Below are 18,138 nucleotides of genomic sequence, written 5' to 3'. Positions count from 1 at the left end.
ACCGGTATAATCCTCCATAATGGGCCGACGCAAGAAGATCGTCGAACAGTGTGAGCGGCTGATGGACGAACCGGAGAACATCCGGAACATCGCCATCGCCGCCCACGTCGACCACGGGAAGACGACCCTCACCGACAACCTCCTCGCCGGCGCGGGGATGATCTCCGACGAGACCGCGGGCGAGCAGCTCGCGATGGACACGGAGGAGGACGAACAGGAGCGCGGTATCACCATCGACGCCGCGAACGTCTCCATGACGCACGAGTACGAGGGCACGAACCACCTCGTGAACCTCATCGACACGCCCGGTCACGTCGACTTCGGTGGCGACGTGACGCGTGCGATGCGTGCGGTCGACGGCGCGCTCGTCGTCGTGGACGCCGTCGAGGGCGCGATGCCGCAGACGGAAACCGTCGTTCGGCAGGCGCTCCGCGAGGGCGTGAAGCCGACGCTGTTCATCAACAAGGTCGACCGCCTCATCAGCGAGCTCCAGGAGGGCCCCCAGGAGATGCAGGAGCGCCTCCTCGACGTCATCAACGACGTGAACGAGCTCATCCGCGGGATGACCGAAGACCGCGACGACATCGACGACTGGACGGTCAGCGTCGAGGACGGCACGGTCGCCTTCGGATCCGCGCTCTACAAGTGGGGCGTCTCGATGCCCTCGATGCAGCGCACCGGCATCGACTTCGGCGACATCATCGAACTCGAACGCAACGACAAGCGCCAGGAACTCCACGACCGCACGCCGCTCGCGGACGTCGTTCTGGACATGGTCGCGGAGCACTTCCCGAACCCAGTCGAGGCCCAGCCCCGCCGTATCCCCACGGTCTGGCGTGGCGACGCGGACTCCGACCTCGCGCACGACATGCGTGACGTGAACCCCGACGGCGAGGTCGTCCTGATGGTGACTGACATCGGTGTCGACCCGCACGCGGGCGAAATCGCCGCCGGTCGCGTCTTCTCCGGGACGCTGGAGAAGGGCCAGGATCTCCACGTCTCCGGTACCGCGGGCACGAACCGCGTGCAGTCCGTCGGTATCTACATGGGTGGCGAGCGCGAGGAAGTCGACCGCGTTCCCGCCGGAAACATCGCCGCCGTCACCGGCCTGAAGGACGCCATCGCGGGCTCGACCGTCTCCTCGGTGGAGATGACGCCGTTCGAGTCCATCGAACACATCAGCGAGCCCGTCATCACGAAGTCCATCGAGGCGAAGAACATGGACGACCTGCCGAAGCTCATCGAGACGCTCCAGCAGGTCGCGAAGGAAGACCCCACCATCCAGATCGAGATCAACGAGGACACCGGCGAACACCTCGTCAGCGGGCAGGGCGAACTCCACCTCGAAGTCATCACGCAGCGCATCGAGCGCAACCAGGGTATTCCGGTCATCACGGGCGAACCCATCGTCGTCTACCGTGAAGCCCCGACCCAGGAGTCCCGTGAAGTCGAGGGGCGTTCCCCGAACAACCACAACCGGTTCTACATCACCGTCGAACCGCTCGGTCAGGACATCGTCGACGCCATCCAGCTCGGCGAGGTCTCCATGGAAATGCCCGAGCAGGAACGCCGCGAAGCGCTCCAGGAGGCCGGCATGGACAAGGATACCTCGCAGGAAGTCGAGGACATCCACAAGACGAACATCTTCATCGACGACACGAAGGGTATCCAGCACCTGAACGAGACGATGGAGCTCGTCCTCGAAGGCCTGCAGGACGCCCTCGACAACGGCCCGCTCGCGAACGAGCCCGTGCAGGGCGCGCTGTTCCGCCTGCACGACGCCCGTCTCCACGAGGACGCCATCCACCGCGGTCCCGCACAGGTCATTCCCGCAGTGCGTGACGCCGTGCACCGCGCCCTCATCGACGCGCAGGTTCGACTCCTCGAACCCATCCAGGACGTTCGCATCGACGTTCCGTCCGAACACATGGGCGCGGCGTCCGGCGAGATTCAGGGCCGCCGCGGCCGCGTCGACGACATGTACCAGGAAGGCGACCTGATGGTCGTCGAGGGTATCGCGCCCGTCGAGGAGATGATCGGGTTCTCCAGTGACATCCGCAGCGCCACCGAGGGCCGCGCGTCCTGGAACACGGAGAACGCCGGGTTCCGCGTGCTCTCCGACAACCTCCAGCCCGAGAAGATCACGGAGATCCGAGAGCGCAAGGGCATGAAGACCGAGCTTCCCGAGAGCATCGACTACTTCTAACCCACGTTTCGCGCCTCGGGTCGGCTCCGCCGACCGCTCGGCGTGAAACCCGGACTACCCCTCGCTCGCTCCGCGAGCGACGGAATCGCGCGAAGGTCCGGGTTCTCCGAACTGCTCGTTCGCGCGAGTGCGCTCGTGCTGTGTCACTGCCCGGCCCCGTCGTCTCTCTCTTCTCCAGTCCCGCCGATAGCGTGCTCTGACAATCTCGCGTCCCGGTCTCTGCGTTCTTGGGGGCGGGCAGGGTCGTCCTTCCGCCTCACTGTCCGGCAATTTCGACCCCTGCCGAAGGCTTATACCGGACAGGGCTGTGAGGGGTGAGTATGCACGCAGGCAGGGTTGCTGCGAGCCGTATCGACGCGGAGCCACCGGTAGCGGGCTTCGTGTCGACAATTACAGGTATCCTGACTGCACGGGGTGGTGGGCGTGAGTGAGGACGCGGTACGGCAGGCTCACACGGTTCGCCTCGAACTCGTTGACGAACCGGGCGAACTCCTCGGGGCGCTTCAGCCCATCGCGGAGAACGGCGGGAACCTCTTGAGCGTGTTCCACGAGCGCGGGCACGTCACACCGCGCGGCCACATCCCGGTCGAGGTCGATCTGGAGTGTACGGCGGGGCAGTTCGACGACATCGTCGCGGCGCTCCGGGACAACGGCGTGAACGTCACGCAGGCGGGAACGGAGGAGTACGGCGAGGAGGTGACTGTCATCGTCGCCGGCCACCTCATCGACACCGACCTCTCGGATACGCTCTCCCGGCTCGAATCCGAGGCGAAGGCGAGCGTGACGGACTTCTCGCTCACGTCTGAGGAGGGGACGAGCGAGCGCTCCAGCGCGCGCGTTCGTCTCGCCGTCGAATCCGGGTCGGTCGAGCGCACGCTTGACGCGGTGCGGGACATCGCGGACGAGAAGGGATTGCGCGTGGTCGCGCCGTTCGCGGGGGTGGCCTGAATGCGGCTCTGCATCCTCGGGGCGGGCGCGGTCGGCGCGTCCACGGCGCGACTGGCGGGCGAGTACGGGCATACGGTGACGGCGTTCGCGGACTCGACGGGCTCGGTCGCCGACGCCGACGGTATCGACGTCGAGGGCGCGCTCGCGCACAAGGAGCGAGTCGGGTCGGTCGGCGAGGCGGATCCGGCTGACGCGCTCGCTGCGGAGTACGACGTGCTCGTCGAGGTGACGCCGACGACGCTCGGAGACGCCCATCCCGGATTCGAGCACGTCGAAGCGGCGTTCGAGCGGGACAAACACGTCGTACTCGCGAACAAGGGGCCGGTCGCCGAGCGCTACGACGACGTGGTCGCGCTCGCCGAGTCGAGCGCGGGCGACCTCCGGTTCGAGGCGACCGTCGCCGGCACGATCCCCGTCCTTTCGACCATCGAGGGCGTCGGTGCGGAGCGCGTGAACGCCGTGCGCGGCGTTCTCAACGGCACTGCGAACTTCGTGCTCTCTCGGATGAGCGCGGACGGACTGGGCTACGAGCACGTGCTCGCGGAGGCGCAGGATCTCGGAGTCGCGGAGGCCGACCCCTCGTTCGACGTGGACGGGACGGATGCCGCGCTCAAGGGTGCGATTCTCGCGAACGTGATCCACGGCGGTGGCTACTCCCTCGAGGACGTTGACGTGGAGGGTATCGAGGACTTCCCGGGGAGCGCGTTGGAGGTCGCTGCGGAGGACGGCCGGACGGTTCGCCTCATTGGCGAGGTCACGGCCAGCGGCGGCATTCGCGTCGGTCCGCGCCTCGTCCCGGAGAACGACCCGCTCGCCGTCACCGGCACGGACAACATCGTTCAGCTCGACACGGAACACGCCGGTCGTTTGAACCTCAGCGGGGCGGGTGCGGGCGGCCCCGAGACGGCGACGGCGGTTCTGGCGGACATCACGCGACTCGACTGAGTGCGAGTAGTTGCCACGCCACTCGTTTCCAGTAATCGGCAGGCGGCGTGGTGATGCGGCTAAGGGGATTCCGAAATGGTTTTAACCGAATCAGGCGAATAAAACGCACAGAGCGCACTTACGCGCGAATCCTGACCATGAGCGACAAACCGCACCAGAACCTGGCCGTCATCGGCCACGTTGACCACGGAAAGAGCACGATGGTCGGGCGACTCCTCTACGAGACGGGGAGTGTGCCCGAGCACGTCATCGAACAGCACAAGGAAGAAGCCGAGGAGAAGGGCAAGGGCGGATTCGAGTTCGCCTACGTCATGGACAACCTCGCTGAGGAGCGCGAGCGCGGTGTCACCATCGACATCGCCCACCAGGAGTTCGACACCGACGATTACTACTTCACCATCGTCGACTGTCCGGGCCACCGCGACTTCGTCAAGAACATGATCACGGGCGCATCCCAGGCGGACAACGCCGTGCTCGTCGTCGCCGCCGACGACGGTGTCGCGCCCCAGACCCGCGAGCACGTCTTCCTCGCACGCACCCTCGGTATCGACGAGCTCATCGTCGCCGTCAACAAGATGGACATCGTCGACTACAAGGAAGACACCTACAAGCAGGTCGTCTCCGACGTGCAGGACCTCCTCAAGCAGGTCCAGTTCAACACGGAAGACGCATCCTTCATCCCGACGTCCGCCTTCGAGGGCGACAACGTCGCGGAAGCCTCCGAGAACACGCCGTGGTACGACGGCGAGACCCTCCTCGAGGCACTCAACAACCTGCCGGAGCCGCAGCCGCCGACGGACGCGCCGCTGCGCCTCCCGATCCAGGACGTCTACACCATCTCCGGCATCGGTACCGTCCCCGTCGGACGTATCGAGACCGGGATGATGAACACGGGCGACAACGTCAGCTTCCAGCCGTCTGACGTCGGTGGCGAGGTCAAGACCATCGAAATGCACCACGAGGAAGTCCCGAGCGCCGAGCCCGGTGACAACGTCGGATTCAACGTCCGCGGTATCGGCAAGGACGACATCCGCCGCGGTGACGTCTGTGGTCCCGCCGACGAACCGCCGACGGTCGCGGAGACGTTCACGGCGCAGGTCGTCGTGATGCAGCACCCGTCCGTCATCACGGCCGGCTACACGCCCGTCTTCCACGCGCACACGGCGCAGGTCGCGTGTACCATCGAATCCATCGACAAGAAGATGGATCCCGCGAGCGGCGAGGTCGCCGAGGAGAACCCGGACTTCATTCAGTCCGGCGACGCCGCGGTCGTCACCGTCCGCCCGCAGAAGCCCCTCAGCATCGAGCCGTCCTCCGAGATTCCGGAACTCGGCTCCTTCGCGGTCCGCGACATGGGTCAGACCATCGCGGCCGGCAAGGTCCTCGACGTCAACGAGGCCTAACTAACGCATGCAACAGGCACGCGTTCGCCTCGCCGGTGTCAGTCCCGACGACCTCGACGACATCTGCGCTGATGTCAGCGAGATCGCGGAGAAAACCGGCGTTAACATCAGCGGGCCGGTTCCGCTCCCCACGAAAACTCTCGAAGTCCCGTCGCGAAAGTCCCCGGACGGTGAGGGGACGGCAACGTGGGAACACTGGGAGATGCGCGTCCACAAGCGTCTCATCGACATCGACGCGGACGAACGCGCGCTCCGACAGCTCATGCGAATCCAGGTCCCGAACGACGTCAGTATCGAAATCGTTCTGGAAGACTAAGTCAGCCGTTTCTGGCTGACTGACCTAGCGAGCGGGCATCGCCCGCGAGCCGAGAAGCGCCTCGCGCTTCTCACTGCGCGGCTCTCACGTGACTCTCCTCTCTCCCGTTTTCCACACTCGAGAGTGACCGCGCACGCCTCTCTCCAGTCACCCGAAAACGCAAGGTACAAATTCGCGCCGCCACTCCAATCAAACACGCGGGCTCGTAGATCAGTGGTAGATCGCTTCCTTCGCAAGGAAGAGGCCCTGGGTTCAAATCCCAGCGAGTCCACTACCCCGGTTCTTCCCGTCGAACTATCCCGGAGAGCCACGCCTCCGCCCTTCTCTCCACAACCTTCGTTCTACCCGCAGCCGTAACGAACACCGCTCAGAACCGAGTGGATTCCCGGTACAAATCCGGGTCGACGCCCGCCCGTGATTCACTCGACGGAAACCCGGGGTGGTCAGCGTGAGTATTCAGACGACCCCTCGGCGTGGGCGCGTCCAGCGTGCGTTCGAGTTGTGGACGGAGGCGGGCCGCGACGAGGCGGCGATTCGGAACGCGCGGTGCGGTACCGGCGTGGTGCGACGGCGTTCTGGCAGCTGCTCCGAGCCTGCCGGCCCGCTAACGGAGTGACAACACTATTCTGTGGTCTGTATATCCGGGTGTGCGCTCGGTTTCCCGGGTGTTTGGGGCGCGCTGGGTCGCATCGGTCGAGCACGCGTCCGAGCGCGTGAACCCCCGCAGTCACGGCACGCCAATCCTCGAACCCACTTCAGCAACAGTCGCGTTCGCCGGGCTGCCACTCGCACGCATCGCCCTCGGTGAGATTGTTCTCCTCGATGTGCGCCGAGAGACAGGCGTAGTTACAGAAGTAGCTCGGAGAGCCACAGTTCGCCTCACAATCACGGACGCAAATCGGGTCGTGGTCGAAGATGCGCGACCCACAGTACGCACACGGCTCCTCGGACGCGGGCGTCTCGATAGTCGCGGACACACCTCTACTGAGCGTATCGCCACGGAAAACGCTTCAGGAGGCAGCTACCGAAACGCGGTTTTTCCGACGAAAAACCGTGGCGGCCAGAAAACCCGCCAGGAACCGGCTCTTGTATACGTATATGTGCGCGCCGGGAGGTGGTGTCTGACTGACCGAGTCTACCCGTCGCCGTGTGCTGGTTACTCGACGGCGACGGTCGAACCGGACTCGGTGTCGATACTCTGGACGGCGACCGTGCCCGCGGACGCAATCGACTCGGGTGCTGTCTCTGTGAGCGTGATCTGATCCCCGGCGTCTCGGTGGCGCTGGCGTTCGTCGGCGCGGCGGGATACGAGGCACCCCGTCCGTGGACGGCGCGGGCGGTCGAGTGGGGTCGCCGAGACCTCGGCTGTGCGCGCGAGTTCGTGCTCTACTTCGACGTAACCACGGAAGGCGTATCAGTATTCGATATCGTCCACGTCAGCGACCTCGATACCGCGGTTGTTGACGGCGTTCGGGTCGAGGCCGACCTCCTCGAGGAACTGCTTGTACTCGCGTTCCGCCTGCTCGCCGTCCTTCTGCTTGTCGCTCGCGTGGTCGCAGAGCTCGATGAGCGTCTCCGGCACGTCGTTCTGGTAGACGATCCAGTGGTTCACGAGGTCGCTCATCCGCCGAATCGGGCTCGTGAAGTGGCCGTAAATCTCGAAGTTCAGCGCGTGGTGGCCGCCGAACGGGTCGTTCATGTACTTCGCGCGCGGCATCACCTTCATCACCGCCCACTGAATCTGCCCGAGCTGGCGGTCGGGCGCCTGCTCGAGCGTCGCGTTCACGGCCTTCCGCGGGTCGTCCCAGGAGTCGCCGGGGACGGAGACGCCGTCGAGTTCCTGGATCTCGCGGAGCGCGTCGCTCCACTCGTCCGGACTCGGCTGGGGGTGGACGCGGTAGACGGCCTCCACGCCGCGGTTCCACATCAGTTCGTGGGTGACGGCCTTGTTCGCCTTCAGCATGCTCTCCTCGATGATGGTGTGCGCGCGGTCACGCCGCGGATTCAGCACCAGCGAGCCGTCCTCCTTGCGCTGTTCGTGCATCTGATCCGCGAGGTCGAACACGAGCGAGATCTCGTCGTGCAGCGGGCTGTCGGGGTCGTCGAGGCGGTCTTCGGCCTGCGTGTACGTGAGGCGTTCGTCCGAGTGGATGACGGACTTGTAGATGTCGATGGTGTCGTACCCCAGCGTCTCCTTGTCGAGATGCATTTCCACGGTGTGCGCGAGCCGGTCTTCGTTCGGGACGAGCGAACACACCGTCTCCGCGAGCACCGGCGGGAGCATGTGCACCGTGTACCCGGGGAGGTAGACGGTGTTCGCGCGCGTCACCGCGGACTCCCACATCTCCGTGTCCGGCGTGACGTAGTGCGTCACGTCCGCGATGTGCACCCAGAGCACGTACTCCTCTTCGCGCTCCTCGACGCTGATGGCGTCGTCGAAGTCCTGGGCGTCCACCGGATCCGTCGTCCACGTCGTCAGCTCCCGGAGATCCTCGCGCTCGCCGAGTTCGTCCTGGATCTCTTGCTGGACGCCCTCGGTGCGGGCCTCCGCTTCTTCGACGACCTCGGGCGGAAACGCGTCCTCGATGCCGAACTTCTCGAAGAGATCCTCGCGCTTCGATTCGAGTCGATCCGCGAGATCCTGAGGGACGCGCACGGGCCCCTGTCCGTCCGGGGTACCCGCCGCGGCCTGCTCGTCTGACATACTCCGGGATAGGTGAGTCCCGTAGTTAGTGGTGTCGCCCTCCCCGCGCAGGACGCGACGTCGCGAGACGGACGTTTTAAGCGGTGAGCCGACACAGGAGACCGTATGGAGATCTCCTCGCGCCACCACCTGCGGAGCGACGAAGTGTCGCGGCTGAACGACAACCTCGAAGCTACCCTCGGCGTGTCGTTCGACGCGGACACCTACGAACTCGTGGAGCTCGCGGACTCCGCGTTCGACCTCATTCTCGTGGACGGCGAGCCGCTCGCGTGCTACATCGACGACGAACCGTTCGTCACCGTGCGCGGCGCGAACGAAGCCGACCCCGAGACGGGAACCGTGACGGTAGACGCGGGCGCTATCTCGTTCGTGAGCGGCGGCGCGGACGTGATGCGGCCCGGAATCGTCGCCGCTGACGATTCCATCAGCGAGGGCGACCTCGTCGTCGTCGTAGAGGAGACGCACGGGAAGGCCCTCGCGGTCGGCCGCGCGCTCGTCTCCGGAAGCGAGATGACCGGGGACTCCGGGAAGGTCGTCACGTCCATCCACTACGTCGGCGACGACCTCTACGAGTTCGTTCCCTGAGTAATTCGGAGAAAATTATATGCGGACGGTCGATCTACACTCGGGCGACGCACGATGTCTCGGGGCCCGCAACGCCACGACGAACCCTGCCCGGTCTGCGACGCCACGACCACCCACTTGGTCACCATCGAACTCCGCCAGGAAGGCCCGGACGGCGAGAACTGCGCGTACTCCCGCGAACCCTACCGCGTCACCGAATGCACCGTCTGCGGCCGCTCGCGCGCCAGTCGCGTCCGCAGCGCCTGACTACGCCTCGCCGTCCTCGCTCGCGCTCTCCACGCTCGCTGTCTCCTCTGCGTTCTCCGCCTCCTCCGCGTACTTCTCGAGCGCCGTCTCTTGTCCCTCGCTCGCGAGCCGGAACGTCTCCCGGAGCTCCTGCACGGGATCCGTACTCGCGTCCACGCGCAGGTCGTCGTAGTACGGGTCGAACTCGCGGTCCTCCGTCGTCGCCACCGTCACGGCCGCGGACTGCACCTCGAGGTCGTCGCGCTTGTCCCCGCCCTCCGCCTGCCCCGCCCCGAGCGCGTCGATGAGTCGCTTCGCCAGCGGCTCCTCTCGGTCGCCGCCCTCGTACGCCGCCGCCGTCTCCTCGATGACGGACTCGCCGGTGAGGAGGTTCCCCGCGACGGTGTAGTTCTCCCCCACGAGGTCGCCGAACCACTCCCCGCACTCCTCGCCCGAGAACGCGAACTCGCCCTCCGCGTCCACGCCGTGTAACTGGCGTTCGGGCTTCCCGTCGTCCGCGTTCAACAGCGCGTCCAGCGCGTCCGCCACGGCGAGCCCGTCGTCGAGATACTCGACTCCCTTCCGCCCGAGTTCGACGTTCACGAGGCTCTGCGTCGCCACCGCCCCGTTCTCGGAGACGAACGGACACAGCGTCCCGACGCCGGGGAGCCGCGTCGTCACCGCCACCCCGAACCGGTGCTGGGTGTCGCCGTCGTCGTCCTCGTACTCCTCGCGCACACAGATACTGAACGTCATACCCGATGGGAGTCGACCGACCCGCGTAAAACTCCGTGAACCGGCAGCCCCGTTCTCCGTAAACTCTATTGAGACGCCTCGGGAGGACTACGGTATGGGATTCATGGATAAGATTCTCGGCGCGGGCGGGAGCTCGACCGAGGACTACGTCGAACTCGACGTCGGCGACTTCGAAACTAGCGCCGGAAACGCACGCAAGAGCGTCCACATCGCCGAAATCGACGGTCAAGAGGACGTCATCGCCATCAAGGACGCGGTCTACGACGGCGACGTCGTCATCGCCGACATCACCCGCCTCCGCACCGAAGACAAGATGGTCGACCACGTCATCGACGAACTCCGCCAGGTCGCCCAGGAGGTCGGCGGCGACATCGTCCAGAAGGGCGACGACCAGCTCATCGTCACGCCGTCCGGCATCTCCGTCAGCCGCGAAAAACTCAACCGATAAGGTTACGAGACGCCGTCCGGCTTGTCGGCGTCATCCTCGACCGAGCGCTTCATCGAGTCGCGGCGGGACTTCGCGTCCCGGCCCGTCACTTCCTTCAAGAAGTCGTTCTTCGCGCTCACGGCGTCCTGCGCGGCGTCCGCGTTCCCCTCCGCGATGACGTCCGCGGCGTCGCGCTCGACGAAGTCGACGCCGAGTTTGTCCTTCTTCCCCGAGTACTCGACCGCGCCGGCGACGACGCGCTCGAACACGGGATTGTCCGGGTCTTCGACGACGTAGAGGTCGCTGCCTTTGTACTCCTCCGTCGCGGAGATCTCGCCGAAGTACTCCTCGACTTTCCCCTTCAGGTCGGGAACTCGGTCTTCGAGGTGCTCTCCCCGCCGCATCTTGTACTCCTTCATGGACGGGAGAAGCCGCGGCGGAACTATAACCCCTTCGTGTCCTACTGCTCCGCGAGATAGCCCTTCCGGCACTCGGGACAGATGTCGCCCGCGCGCAGCGACGACCCGCTCACTGCCGTCCGGTGGCCGCACTGCGGACAGACGAGTTCGGTTCCGTCCGCGTCGGTCGCGTGCTCGGGGTCGAGGCTGCCCGTGGACTCGAACCCGGCTTCGACGTACTCCACGTCCTCGTCCTCGCTCGCGTGTTCGGCCTGCGCCGCGGCCTGCCCGCTCTCGTCGAACTCGACACCGCCGCCAGCCCCCGGTTTCGCGTCGAACCCCTCGTCGTCGCCGTCGACGTCCGGCCACGGACTGTGCTCGCTTTCGGAGGTGTCTCCCTCGCTCGGTTCGCTCTCGGCGTCCGCGTCGATGACTTCCGCGCCGCCGTCCGCGTCGCCCGCGGCCTCGTCCGGCACGGCGCTCGGGTTCGCCGCTGTTCCGGCGCGCTCGTCCTGCCGGGTGTCGCCCGCGTCCGGCCACTGGCCGGGCTCGCGGTCAGCCGGCACCTCCGCCTCGTCCGATTCGTCGTCGTCGGAGAGGATGACGCCGTCGTCCTCCTCAGCGGACACGTCCCCGAACTCGCCCGACACGCCCGCGTCCCCGGACGACGCGTCCCCCGGGTCGTCCTCGGAGACGCGCGTGACAGCGGCTTCCAGGTCGGGCGCGTGCGACGACGGCGACGCCGTCTCCGCGTCCGGTTCCACGTGCGCGGATCCGTTCTCGGCCCGGGGGTCGGGCTTGATCGAGCGGACTTCGGTGTTCTCGCTCACGACCGACTCCGACCCGCACCGTTCGCAGACTTTGACCTCTCGAACGGTTTCGACGACTTCGTTCCCGCGTTCTTCGCGCTCGCGTTCGACCTCGGGCTCCCCGAAGTCGTGGCCGAGCAGCGAACACCTGAGTCCCATTGGCGAACGCGTATCCGAGCCAGCGACAAAAGACTACCGCTCGCCGGGGAACACGGCTAAGGGCCGGCGACGCGTACGTCTCGCCATGCAGGCAGCGCGCGAACACCGCGACCGAGAGCACCCCCAGACGGAGATACTCGACGCGCTCGTCGGCCGCGACGAGGGGATGACGGTGTTCGAACTCCGCTCACACGTCGACGCGGACATCGACACCCTCGAAGACGCGCTCTCCGCCCTCAAGTCCGACTCCCTCATCACCGCGGAGACGGAGAACGGTCGCACCGTCATCACCGCCACCGCGAAAGCCGAGCCAGACCGCGAGGACGCCGAGGAAACGTGGTTCGACCGCGTGCTCGACCGCCTCCCGTTCTGACGTCGTGCACGCTCGTGACGCCGGGTTGCAGGGTCGAGAGCCGCCATCGACTGCACGTCCCGCGGAGCACGATTCCACGGATACGCCCCTCACTCCTCGGTTTTCCACTCACCGGGTTCTTCCCCGTGAAACTCTCCTTTTGCCTCTCGTGAGGTCGGCCACAGCGCCAGCAGGAGCGCCCCGAGGTACACCGCGGTGACGATACCGACAACAACGGCTCCGGGGATGCCGGGGATCGCCGCCGTCTCAAGCGGGTTTTCACCGGATACGAAGACCGTAATCCGGAACAACCACGCGAGCAGTAACACGGTGAGAAGGGGGAGGTAGACGCGTCTCAGACGCCGAGACAGCGCCTCCAACCTCGAGACCTTCAACGTCGGTTTCCGCAAGTCATCACCGAGCTCTCCACGCCAGTTTCGGTGGATGGTTCCCGACGGATCGAACGCGTTGGCGAAGACGTTCTCCTCTATTAACCGGACGCGTGACCGGGTCGCGTCGTACGTCCGATAGCGCCGAACGTCGAACAACAGGAACATTATCAACGCGAGCATTCCGAGCAGAATGAAGTACGGCGGGCTGTCGACGCTCCCGAACGAGAGCGCGAGGACAGCCGTGAGCAGGGCAATCGCCCAGTCGGTGGTCAGGTCGAGGCGGCTCAGATGCGTCGACATCTGCCCCACTTCGCCACGGTAGTAATGCGGTAACAGCGACAGAAACTCCTCGTGATCCTGTCCCGCTTCCGCAGCGACCTCCCGCGCGTTCTGGTCTTCCGGGTCGAACGAACCGTCCCGAGTCATGGTGTAGGCTTCGCGACACCCGCTAAAACGTCCTTCGCAAAACCCGCTCCAGCACCGCTCGATACACGCACAGCGTTCCACGGGCCGTATTTCCCGTCTGTTCCAGTACAGCCAGGCCACCCAACGCAGTTGCCCGAACCCCCGGACAGACCGGAAGTTAACACATATATCCGGCAATCGCGTATTCGAACGCTATATGCACTTCTGTGACGAGTGTGGTTCGATGATGCACACGGCGGGCGACACGTGGGTGTGTCGTTCCTGTGACCACGAGGAGCCGCGGGACTCACAGGCAGAAGCGGCGATGACGACGCAGGATGGACAGCAGGACGACGGGGCGCCCGAGGTGGCCGACGCGACCCGGGACGACTCCGAGACGATACAGGAGTCCTGTCCGGCGAGCGACTGCGACAGCGACCGGGCGTACTACGAGATCATGCCGAAACCGGGCGGCTCCTACGAGGTTCGGCTGTTCACGTGCGTCGAGTGCGGCACCAAGTGGCGCGAGTCCTGACGGCGTCTCCTAGAACGCTCGATTCCGCGCGCCACCACCGGATTAGCAGCGAGTGCGGTTCAACAGGGGGTGTCTTCCAGCAGCGCGGGTTTCTGTGCCTTTAACCGCCCGCGGCCCGCTCGTTTACGTATGACTGTGTTGCGGGAGTTCCACGAGGACTACGGGGCGTCGTTCGCTGAAGTCGGCGACCGCGACCTCCCCGCGGACTACGGTCGGCCCGAGCGCACGCAGCGCGCCGTCCGGAACGCCGCGGGCGCGACCGAGATGGCGTACGGCGTGCTCGTCGTCACGGGCGACGACCGCGTCGACTTCGTCGACAACGCCGTCTCGAACCGCGTCCCCGCGAGCGACGGCGAGGGATGTTACGCGCTCCTGCTCGACCCGCAGGCGCGCGTCCGCACCGACATGTACGTCTACAACGCCGACGACAAACTCCTCGTGTTCACGCCCCCGGAGACGGCGGGCGACATCGCCGAGGAGTGGCGGGAGAACGTCTTCATCGAGGACGTGGAGATTCGGGAGGCCACCGAGGAGTTCGCGGTGTTCGGCGTGCACGGCCCGAAATCCACGGAGAAGGTGGCGAGCGTACTGCACGGCGGTACGCCGCCCGACGAACAGTTGACGTTCGACCGCGGCCGCATCAACGAAGCGGGCGTCACCGTCGTGCGCACGGACGCGCCCACCGGCGAGGAGGGCTACGACGTGGTGTGCGCCGCCGCGGACGCCGAGACCGTCTTCGACACGCTGCTCACCCGCGGCCTGAACGCCGCGCCGTTCGGCCGCACCGTCTGGGAGTCCCTCACCCTCGAAGCCGGCACGCCGCTCTTCGAGTACGAACTCAAGGACAGAATCCCGAACGTCGCCGGCGTCCGGAACGCCCTCGACTTCGAGAAGGGCTGTTACGTCGGCCAGGAGATCGTGTCGAAGGTCGAGAACCGCGGCCGCCCGAGCAAGCGACTGGTCGGCGTCCGCCTCGACGACACGACCGCGGACGGCGCCGACGTCCACCACGACGGCGACGCAGTGGGCGAACTCACGCGCGTCCGGTACAGCCGCAGCCTCGACGCGCCCCTCGCGCTCGCGTACGTCGACTTCGACACGCCCGCGGACGCCACCGTCTCCGTGGGCGACAGCCGCGGCGAACTCGAAACGCTCCCCTTCGTCGAGGGGAGCGACCGCTCGGCTCGCCTCCCCACGTACTAGCGCAGCATCGACCGCACCTGCTCCGCGGAGAACAGACTGGTCGGGCGATCCATGTGCACGCCGATTTCGCCCTCGAACAGCCGTATCCCGAGCTTCTGAACGGCCGCGGGCGCGTCGTATCCCGCTCGGATGAGCTTCCCCAGTCTGATCTCGCGTTCCAGGTCGTTCCGCCACGCGCGCTCGTAGTCCGCGAGCGTCCGCGGATTCGCGGGATCGATAGTGGCCGCGGCGTGGTCGGCCGCGGTCATCCCGTAGAGGATGCCGCCGCCCGTGAACGGCTTCGTCATCCCGGCCGCGTCACCGACGAGAAAACCGCGAGTGCCCGTCACCGAGTCGGGCGGCCCGACCGGAATCAGGCCCGAACACCGGTGTTCGATGCGCTCTGCGACCCCGTAGTCCGCGACCAGGTCGTCGAACCGCGCGGACACGTCCCCGTCCGCGGACGGCGCGGCCGCCAGCCCGTACTCCACGCCGCCCGGCCCCCGGGGGATTCGCCACGCGAAGAACCCGGGGACGGTGAGGTGCACGTCCACGAAGTCTTGCCTGTCCGGCTCGGGGTCGAACGCGAGCACGCCGTGCAGGAACTCCTCCGGCTCCGGCAGTCCGAGTTCGTCCCGGACGCGCGAACGCGGCCCGTCGCAGCCGGCGACCATCCGCGCCTCCGTCTCGAACGCGCCGTCCGGCCCGCTCACCGAGAGTTCCACGTGGCCCGCGCGCTCCGTGACGCCCGTCACGGTGTGGTGCTCGCGCACGTCCGCGCCCGCGTCCGCAGCCGCACCGGCGAGCGCCTTGTCCAACTCGACGCGGTCGACCGCGTTCGAAATCGGCGTCTCCGTGTAGAACTCGTGGCTCTCGGAGTCCGCGCCGCCCGTGTGGAAGCGCGCGCCGTAGATGTCGTTCTGGAACAACTCCTCGCGCGCCTCCGCGGGCACGTACTCCCAGACATCGAGGCTGACGTGGCCCGAGCACGCGAGCGGCTTCCCGAGTTCGCCGCGTTCGAACGCGACGACGTCGTAGCCTTCCTCGGCGGCCCGCCGCGCGAACCGCGCGCCCGGCGGTCCGACGCCCACGACGGCGAAATCGTACATCACCCCGTCGTAGGCCCCGTATCGAGATAGGTCTTGGGAGACCTCACGCGGCGAGCGCGACGTTCAACAGCGCGCCGCACAGCGCTACTCCGGCGGCGACGACGAGCGCGAGCACCGCGCCCGCGGGAACCGCGAACGCCGCCGGGTCGCGCCGAAGCGCGTCGTAGCCCGCGCCGACGACCATCGCGCCGCCGCTGACTGCGACGACCGCGGTCAGCGCGGCGTTATCGCCCGTTACCGCGGTCTGTACTATCACGGATAGCCCGATGAGTGCGAGCGCACCGTCGTACAGGTACAGCCGCTCCATACCCGTCGTTTCACGCCGCCGCACTAAGCCGTTCGGCCGAACGTATTTGTCGACAGACATCCAGGTTCCGGTATGTCGGTCTTCGACGCGGACGGCCCGGCGCGAATCGAACAGCTGTTCGCCGCTCAGCTGGACGCTGGACTCCACCACGGCGCGCAGCTCGCGGTGTACGACGGCGAGGATCGCGTCCTCTCGCTCGCGGGCGGCGAGACGGGGCCGGACGGCGACCCCGTGACGCCCGACCGAAAGTTCGTCCTCTTCTCCTGCACGAAACCCTACACGGCCGCGTGCGTCCACCATCTCGTCGACGAGGGCGCTCTCGCCTACGACGACCCACTCACCGACCACTGGCCCGAGTACGCCGACGCGGGAACGGAGAAGGCGGAGACGACGGTCGCGGACGTGCTCACGCACCGCGCCGGCCTCGCGCTCACCGACCTCGACCGCCAGCCCGACGCGTGGACGGACTGGGACGCGTCCGTCAGCATCCTCGAAGACGCCGCCCCGCGAAACCTCGGTACGCCCGCGTACCACCCCGTGAGTTTCGGGTTCCTCGCCGGCGAACTCGTCCGCCGCGTCAGCGGGCGCTCCGTCGGCGCGTACGCCAGCGACCACGTCTTCGAGCCCATCGAGATGGAACACACTCACATCGGATTGCCCGAGAGCGAACCCGACGACATCGCGACGCTCACCGGGTTCGCCGACCCCGACCGCTGTCGCACCCCCGACAGCGGCCTCGGCCCCGACCGGAGCGACTCCGCCGCGACCTTCAACCGCGAGGCCATCCACCGCGCCGAAATCCCCGCCGCCGGCGGCGTCGGCACCGCCGCGGACATGGCGCGCTTCTACGCCTGCCTCGCCAACGGCGGCCGCATCGGCGACGACCGCATCCTCGCCACCGACACCGTCGCCACCCTCACCCGCGTCCACGCCCAGACCGAACGCGACCCGACGCTCTCCGTCCCCCGCCGCTACGGATTGGGCGTCGTCCGCGCCGGCACCGCCCACGACAAGTACGGCACCGTCGCCCCCGACCGCGTCTTCGGCCACGGCGGCCTCGGCAGCAGCGTCGCCTGGGCCGACCCCGGAACCGGGATCGCCTTCGCCTACGTCACCAACGGCATCCGCGACTCCCTCGAGCACCGAGCACGCGTCAACGAACTCGCGGACGCCGTGCGAACGGTGTACGCCTAACGCGACCGCGACGGTAGCTGTCGCTCTCCGTCTCGCGTCGCGAGAGAAAAACACGGGAGTTTAGTAGCCGAGCGTCTCCTCGACGAGGACGACCGTCGTGCGGCCCTCGACGGTCTCCTGGCGGAAGACGAGTTCCTTCGAGGGGTAGCTCTCGACGCCGTAGGCCTCCTGCGCGCGCTCGTTCTCGAACGCGTACGCGTACTCCTGGAGGCGCTCGCGCGCGGCGTCCTCGTCGGCGACGATCTTGTTCACGCCGGCGACGGCGACGACGTGCCCGGCGGCGAACGGGTACGCGCCGATTCGGCTGCCGGAGAGGTCGGCGGCGACGAGCGTCCCGTCCTCGCGGCCGATGGCGTTCACGCTCCCGAGGAAGTAGTCCGCGGTCTGGGCCTCGCGTCGGGCCTTCGCGCGCGCCTCGTCGTCGTCGATGCTGAACACTTCCGCGTGGAGGTTCTCCCAGTCGTGCTGGCCCTCGTTGAGGTACTCCGTGAACCCGATCTCTTCGAGCGTCGTGGAGTGCCCGTTCATCACGGACGCGTCCGCGGGAATTTCTCCGGTGACGAAGTCGAGCGCGGCCTCGGCGTCCGGGACGACCTCGACCTCGAACCCGCTCGCTTCGAGGCTCTCCACGGCCTCCTCGAGCTCGCTCTCGCTCGGGTGGTCGTCCCACTCCTCGTCCACGCGCACGTCGTCGATGTAGTCGGCTTTCGTCTGCTCGGACATACCCAGAGGGTGGGCCGGAACCCGGAAGAACGCCGGGATTGCGGCGGCGACTGCCCGA

The 18,138-nt window shown here is 66.9% G+C and carries 21 protein-coding genes and 1 tRNA gene; 13 read left to right on the top strand and 9 right to left on the bottom strand.

What is annotated here, in order from left to right:
* Nucleotides 1–19: 19 nt before the first annotated feature.
* From FQU85_RS03195 to FQU85_RS03170, 6 genes are all read left to right on the top strand, one after another.
* On the top strand, nucleotides 20–2,206 hold the full coding sequence (locus FQU85_RS03195) for an elongation factor EF-2 (RefSeq protein WP_145844210.1): 2,187 nt from the start codon (nucleotides 20–22) through the stop codon (nucleotides 2,204–2,206).
* A 417-nt stretch (nucleotides 2,207–2,623) separates the two neighbouring features.
* Nucleotides 2,624–3,154: an amino acid-binding protein gene (locus tag FQU85_RS03190; RefSeq protein ID WP_145844208.1), complete on the top strand. Its 531-nt coding sequence runs from the start codon at nucleotides 2,624–2,626 to the stop codon at nucleotides 3,152–3,154.
* Nucleotides 3,155–4,099: a homoserine dehydrogenase gene (locus tag FQU85_RS03185; RefSeq protein ID WP_145844205.1), complete on the top strand. Its 945-nt coding sequence runs from the start codon at nucleotides 3,155–3,157 to the stop codon at nucleotides 4,097–4,099.
* A 137-nt stretch (nucleotides 4,100–4,236) separates the two neighbouring features.
* Nucleotides 4,237–5,502, top strand: coding sequence for a translation elongation factor EF-1 subunit alpha (gene tuf, locus FQU85_RS03180; protein WP_145844203.1), 1,266 nt, complete (start codon nucleotides 4,237–4,239; stop codon nucleotides 5,500–5,502).
* 7 nt (nucleotides 5,503–5,509) lie between these two features.
* Complete coding sequence (gene rpsJ, locus FQU85_RS03175) at nucleotides 5,510–5,818, top strand: 30S ribosomal protein S10 (protein ID WP_145844201.1); 309 nt, start codon at nucleotides 5,510–5,512, stop codon at nucleotides 5,816–5,818.
* Nucleotides 5,819–6,017: 199 nt separating this feature from the next.
* Nucleotides 6,018–6,089, top strand: a tRNA-Ala gene (locus FQU85_RS03170).
* A 484-nt stretch (nucleotides 6,090–6,573) separates the two neighbouring features.
* Here FQU85_RS03170 and FQU85_RS03165 read toward each other — a convergent pair.
* Nucleotides 6,574–6,795: a hypothetical protein gene (locus tag FQU85_RS03165; RefSeq protein WP_145844198.1), complete on the bottom strand. Its 222-nt coding sequence runs from the start codon at nucleotides 6,793–6,795 to the stop codon at nucleotides 6,574–6,576.
* 437 nt (nucleotides 6,796–7,232) lie between these two features.
* A complete protein-coding gene (locus tag FQU85_RS03160) occupies nucleotides 7,233–8,522 on the bottom strand; it encodes a ribonuclease R family protein (protein WP_145844196.1) in 1,290 nt (429 codons plus the stop codon).
* Nucleotides 8,523–8,627: 105 nt separating this feature from the next.
* On the opposite strand from FQU85_RS03160, the gene FQU85_RS03155 reads away from it, so the two are divergent.
* Together FQU85_RS03155 and FQU85_RS03150 are read left to right on the top strand one after the other, a co-directional pair.
* Nucleotides 8,628–9,107 carry an RNA-binding protein gene (locus FQU85_RS03155; protein ID WP_145844193.1) on the top strand — a complete coding sequence of 160 codons (480 nt, stop codon included), beginning with the start codon at nucleotides 8,628–8,630 and terminating at the stop codon, nucleotides 9,105–9,107.
* Nucleotides 9,108–9,161: 54 nt separating this feature from the next.
* Nucleotides 9,162–9,353: a hypothetical protein gene (locus tag FQU85_RS03150; RefSeq protein ID WP_145844191.1), complete on the top strand. Its 192-nt coding sequence runs from the start codon at nucleotides 9,162–9,164 to the stop codon at nucleotides 9,351–9,353.
* On the opposite strand, the gene FQU85_RS03145 is transcribed toward FQU85_RS03150, so the two are convergent.
* On the bottom strand, nucleotides 9,354–10,088 hold the full coding sequence (locus FQU85_RS03145; protein ID WP_145844189.1) for a DUF1028 domain-containing protein: 735 nt from the start codon (nucleotides 10,086–10,088) through the stop codon (nucleotides 9,354–9,356).
* 94 nt (nucleotides 10,089–10,182) lie between these two features.
* On the opposite strand from FQU85_RS03145, the gene sepF reads away from it, so the two are divergent.
* Complete coding sequence (sepF, locus tag FQU85_RS03140) at nucleotides 10,183–10,536, top strand: cell division protein SepF (RefSeq protein ID WP_145844187.1); 354 nt, start codon at nucleotides 10,183–10,185, stop codon at nucleotides 10,534–10,536.
* 2 nt (nucleotides 10,537–10,538) lie between these two features.
* Here the strand turns inward: sepF and FQU85_RS03135 are convergent, their stop codons facing one another.
* The gene (locus FQU85_RS03135) at nucleotides 10,539–10,934 is read right to left on the bottom strand and encodes a DUF5611 family protein (protein WP_145844184.1); all 396 of its coding nucleotides are present in this window, start codon (nucleotides 10,932–10,934) and stop codon (nucleotides 10,539–10,541) included.
* 41 nt (nucleotides 10,935–10,975) lie between these two features.
* On the bottom strand, nucleotides 10,976–11,881 hold the full coding sequence (locus tag FQU85_RS03130) for an oxidoreductase (RefSeq protein ID WP_145844181.1): 906 nt from the start codon (nucleotides 11,879–11,881) through the stop codon (nucleotides 10,976–10,978).
* A gap of 85 nt (nucleotides 11,882–11,966) precedes the next feature.
* On the opposite strand from FQU85_RS03130, the gene FQU85_RS03125 reads away from it, so the two are divergent.
* Nucleotides 11,967–12,254: a DUF6432 family protein gene (locus FQU85_RS03125; RefSeq protein WP_145844178.1), complete on the top strand. Its 288-nt coding sequence runs from the start codon at nucleotides 11,967–11,969 to the stop codon at nucleotides 12,252–12,254.
* A gap of 89 nt (nucleotides 12,255–12,343) precedes the next feature.
* Here the strand turns inward: FQU85_RS03125 and FQU85_RS03120 are convergent, their stop codons facing one another.
* Nucleotides 12,344–13,051 (bottom strand): DUF2270 domain-containing protein, encoded by a 708-nt coding sequence (locus FQU85_RS03120; protein ID WP_145844176.1) that lies wholly within the window; start codon nucleotides 13,049–13,051, stop codon nucleotides 12,344–12,346.
* A 196-nt stretch (nucleotides 13,052–13,247) separates the two neighbouring features.
* Between FQU85_RS03120 and FQU85_RS03115 the strand changes: the two genes are divergently transcribed.
* Nucleotides 13,248–13,565 (top strand): RPA12/RPB9/RPC11 RNA polymerase family protein, encoded by a 318-nt coding sequence (locus FQU85_RS03115; RefSeq protein ID WP_145844171.1) that lies wholly within the window; start codon nucleotides 13,248–13,250, stop codon nucleotides 13,563–13,565.
* Between the two features lie 129 nt (nucleotides 13,566–13,694).
* Nucleotides 13,695–14,768 (top strand): aminomethyltransferase family protein, encoded by a 1,074-nt coding sequence (locus tag FQU85_RS03110; RefSeq protein WP_145844169.1) that lies wholly within the window; start codon nucleotides 13,695–13,697, stop codon nucleotides 14,766–14,768.
* Here FQU85_RS03110 and FQU85_RS03105 read toward each other — a convergent pair.
* A complete protein-coding gene (locus FQU85_RS03105) occupies nucleotides 14,765–15,856 on the bottom strand; it encodes a geranylgeranyl reductase family protein (protein ID WP_145844167.1) in 1,092 nt (363 codons plus the stop codon). The genes FQU85_RS03110 and FQU85_RS03105 overlap by 4 nt on opposite strands.
* Nucleotides 15,857–15,899: 43 nt before the next feature.
* Complete coding sequence (locus tag FQU85_RS03100; RefSeq protein WP_145844162.1) at nucleotides 15,900–16,163, bottom strand: hypothetical protein; 264 nt, start codon at nucleotides 16,161–16,163, stop codon at nucleotides 15,900–15,902.
* A gap of 72 nt (nucleotides 16,164–16,235) precedes the next feature.
* Here FQU85_RS03100 and FQU85_RS03095 point away from each other — a divergent pair, with 72 nt between their 5' ends.
* Nucleotides 16,236–17,357, top strand: a complete 1,122-nt coding sequence (locus FQU85_RS03095; protein WP_145844160.1) for a serine hydrolase — start codon at nucleotides 16,236–16,238, stop codon at nucleotides 17,355–17,357.
* Between the two features lie 60 nt (nucleotides 17,358–17,417).
* Here FQU85_RS03095 and FQU85_RS03090 read toward each other — a convergent pair whose 3' ends face one another.
* Nucleotides 17,418–18,080 carry a lactate utilization protein gene (locus FQU85_RS03090; RefSeq protein WP_145844156.1) on the bottom strand — a complete coding sequence of 221 codons (663 nt, stop codon included), beginning with the start codon at nucleotides 18,078–18,080 and terminating at the stop codon, nucleotides 17,418–17,420.
* Nucleotides 18,081–18,138 lie beyond the last annotated feature (58 nt).

The sequence above is a fragment of the Salarchaeum sp. JOR-1 genome, assembly GCF_007833275.1.
GTDB lineage: Archaea > Halobacteriota > Halobacteria > Halobacteriales > Halobacteriaceae > Salarchaeum.
The sequence above is the reverse complement of the archived record's forward strand: the minus strand, read 5'-3'. Positions and strand labels throughout refer to the sequence as shown.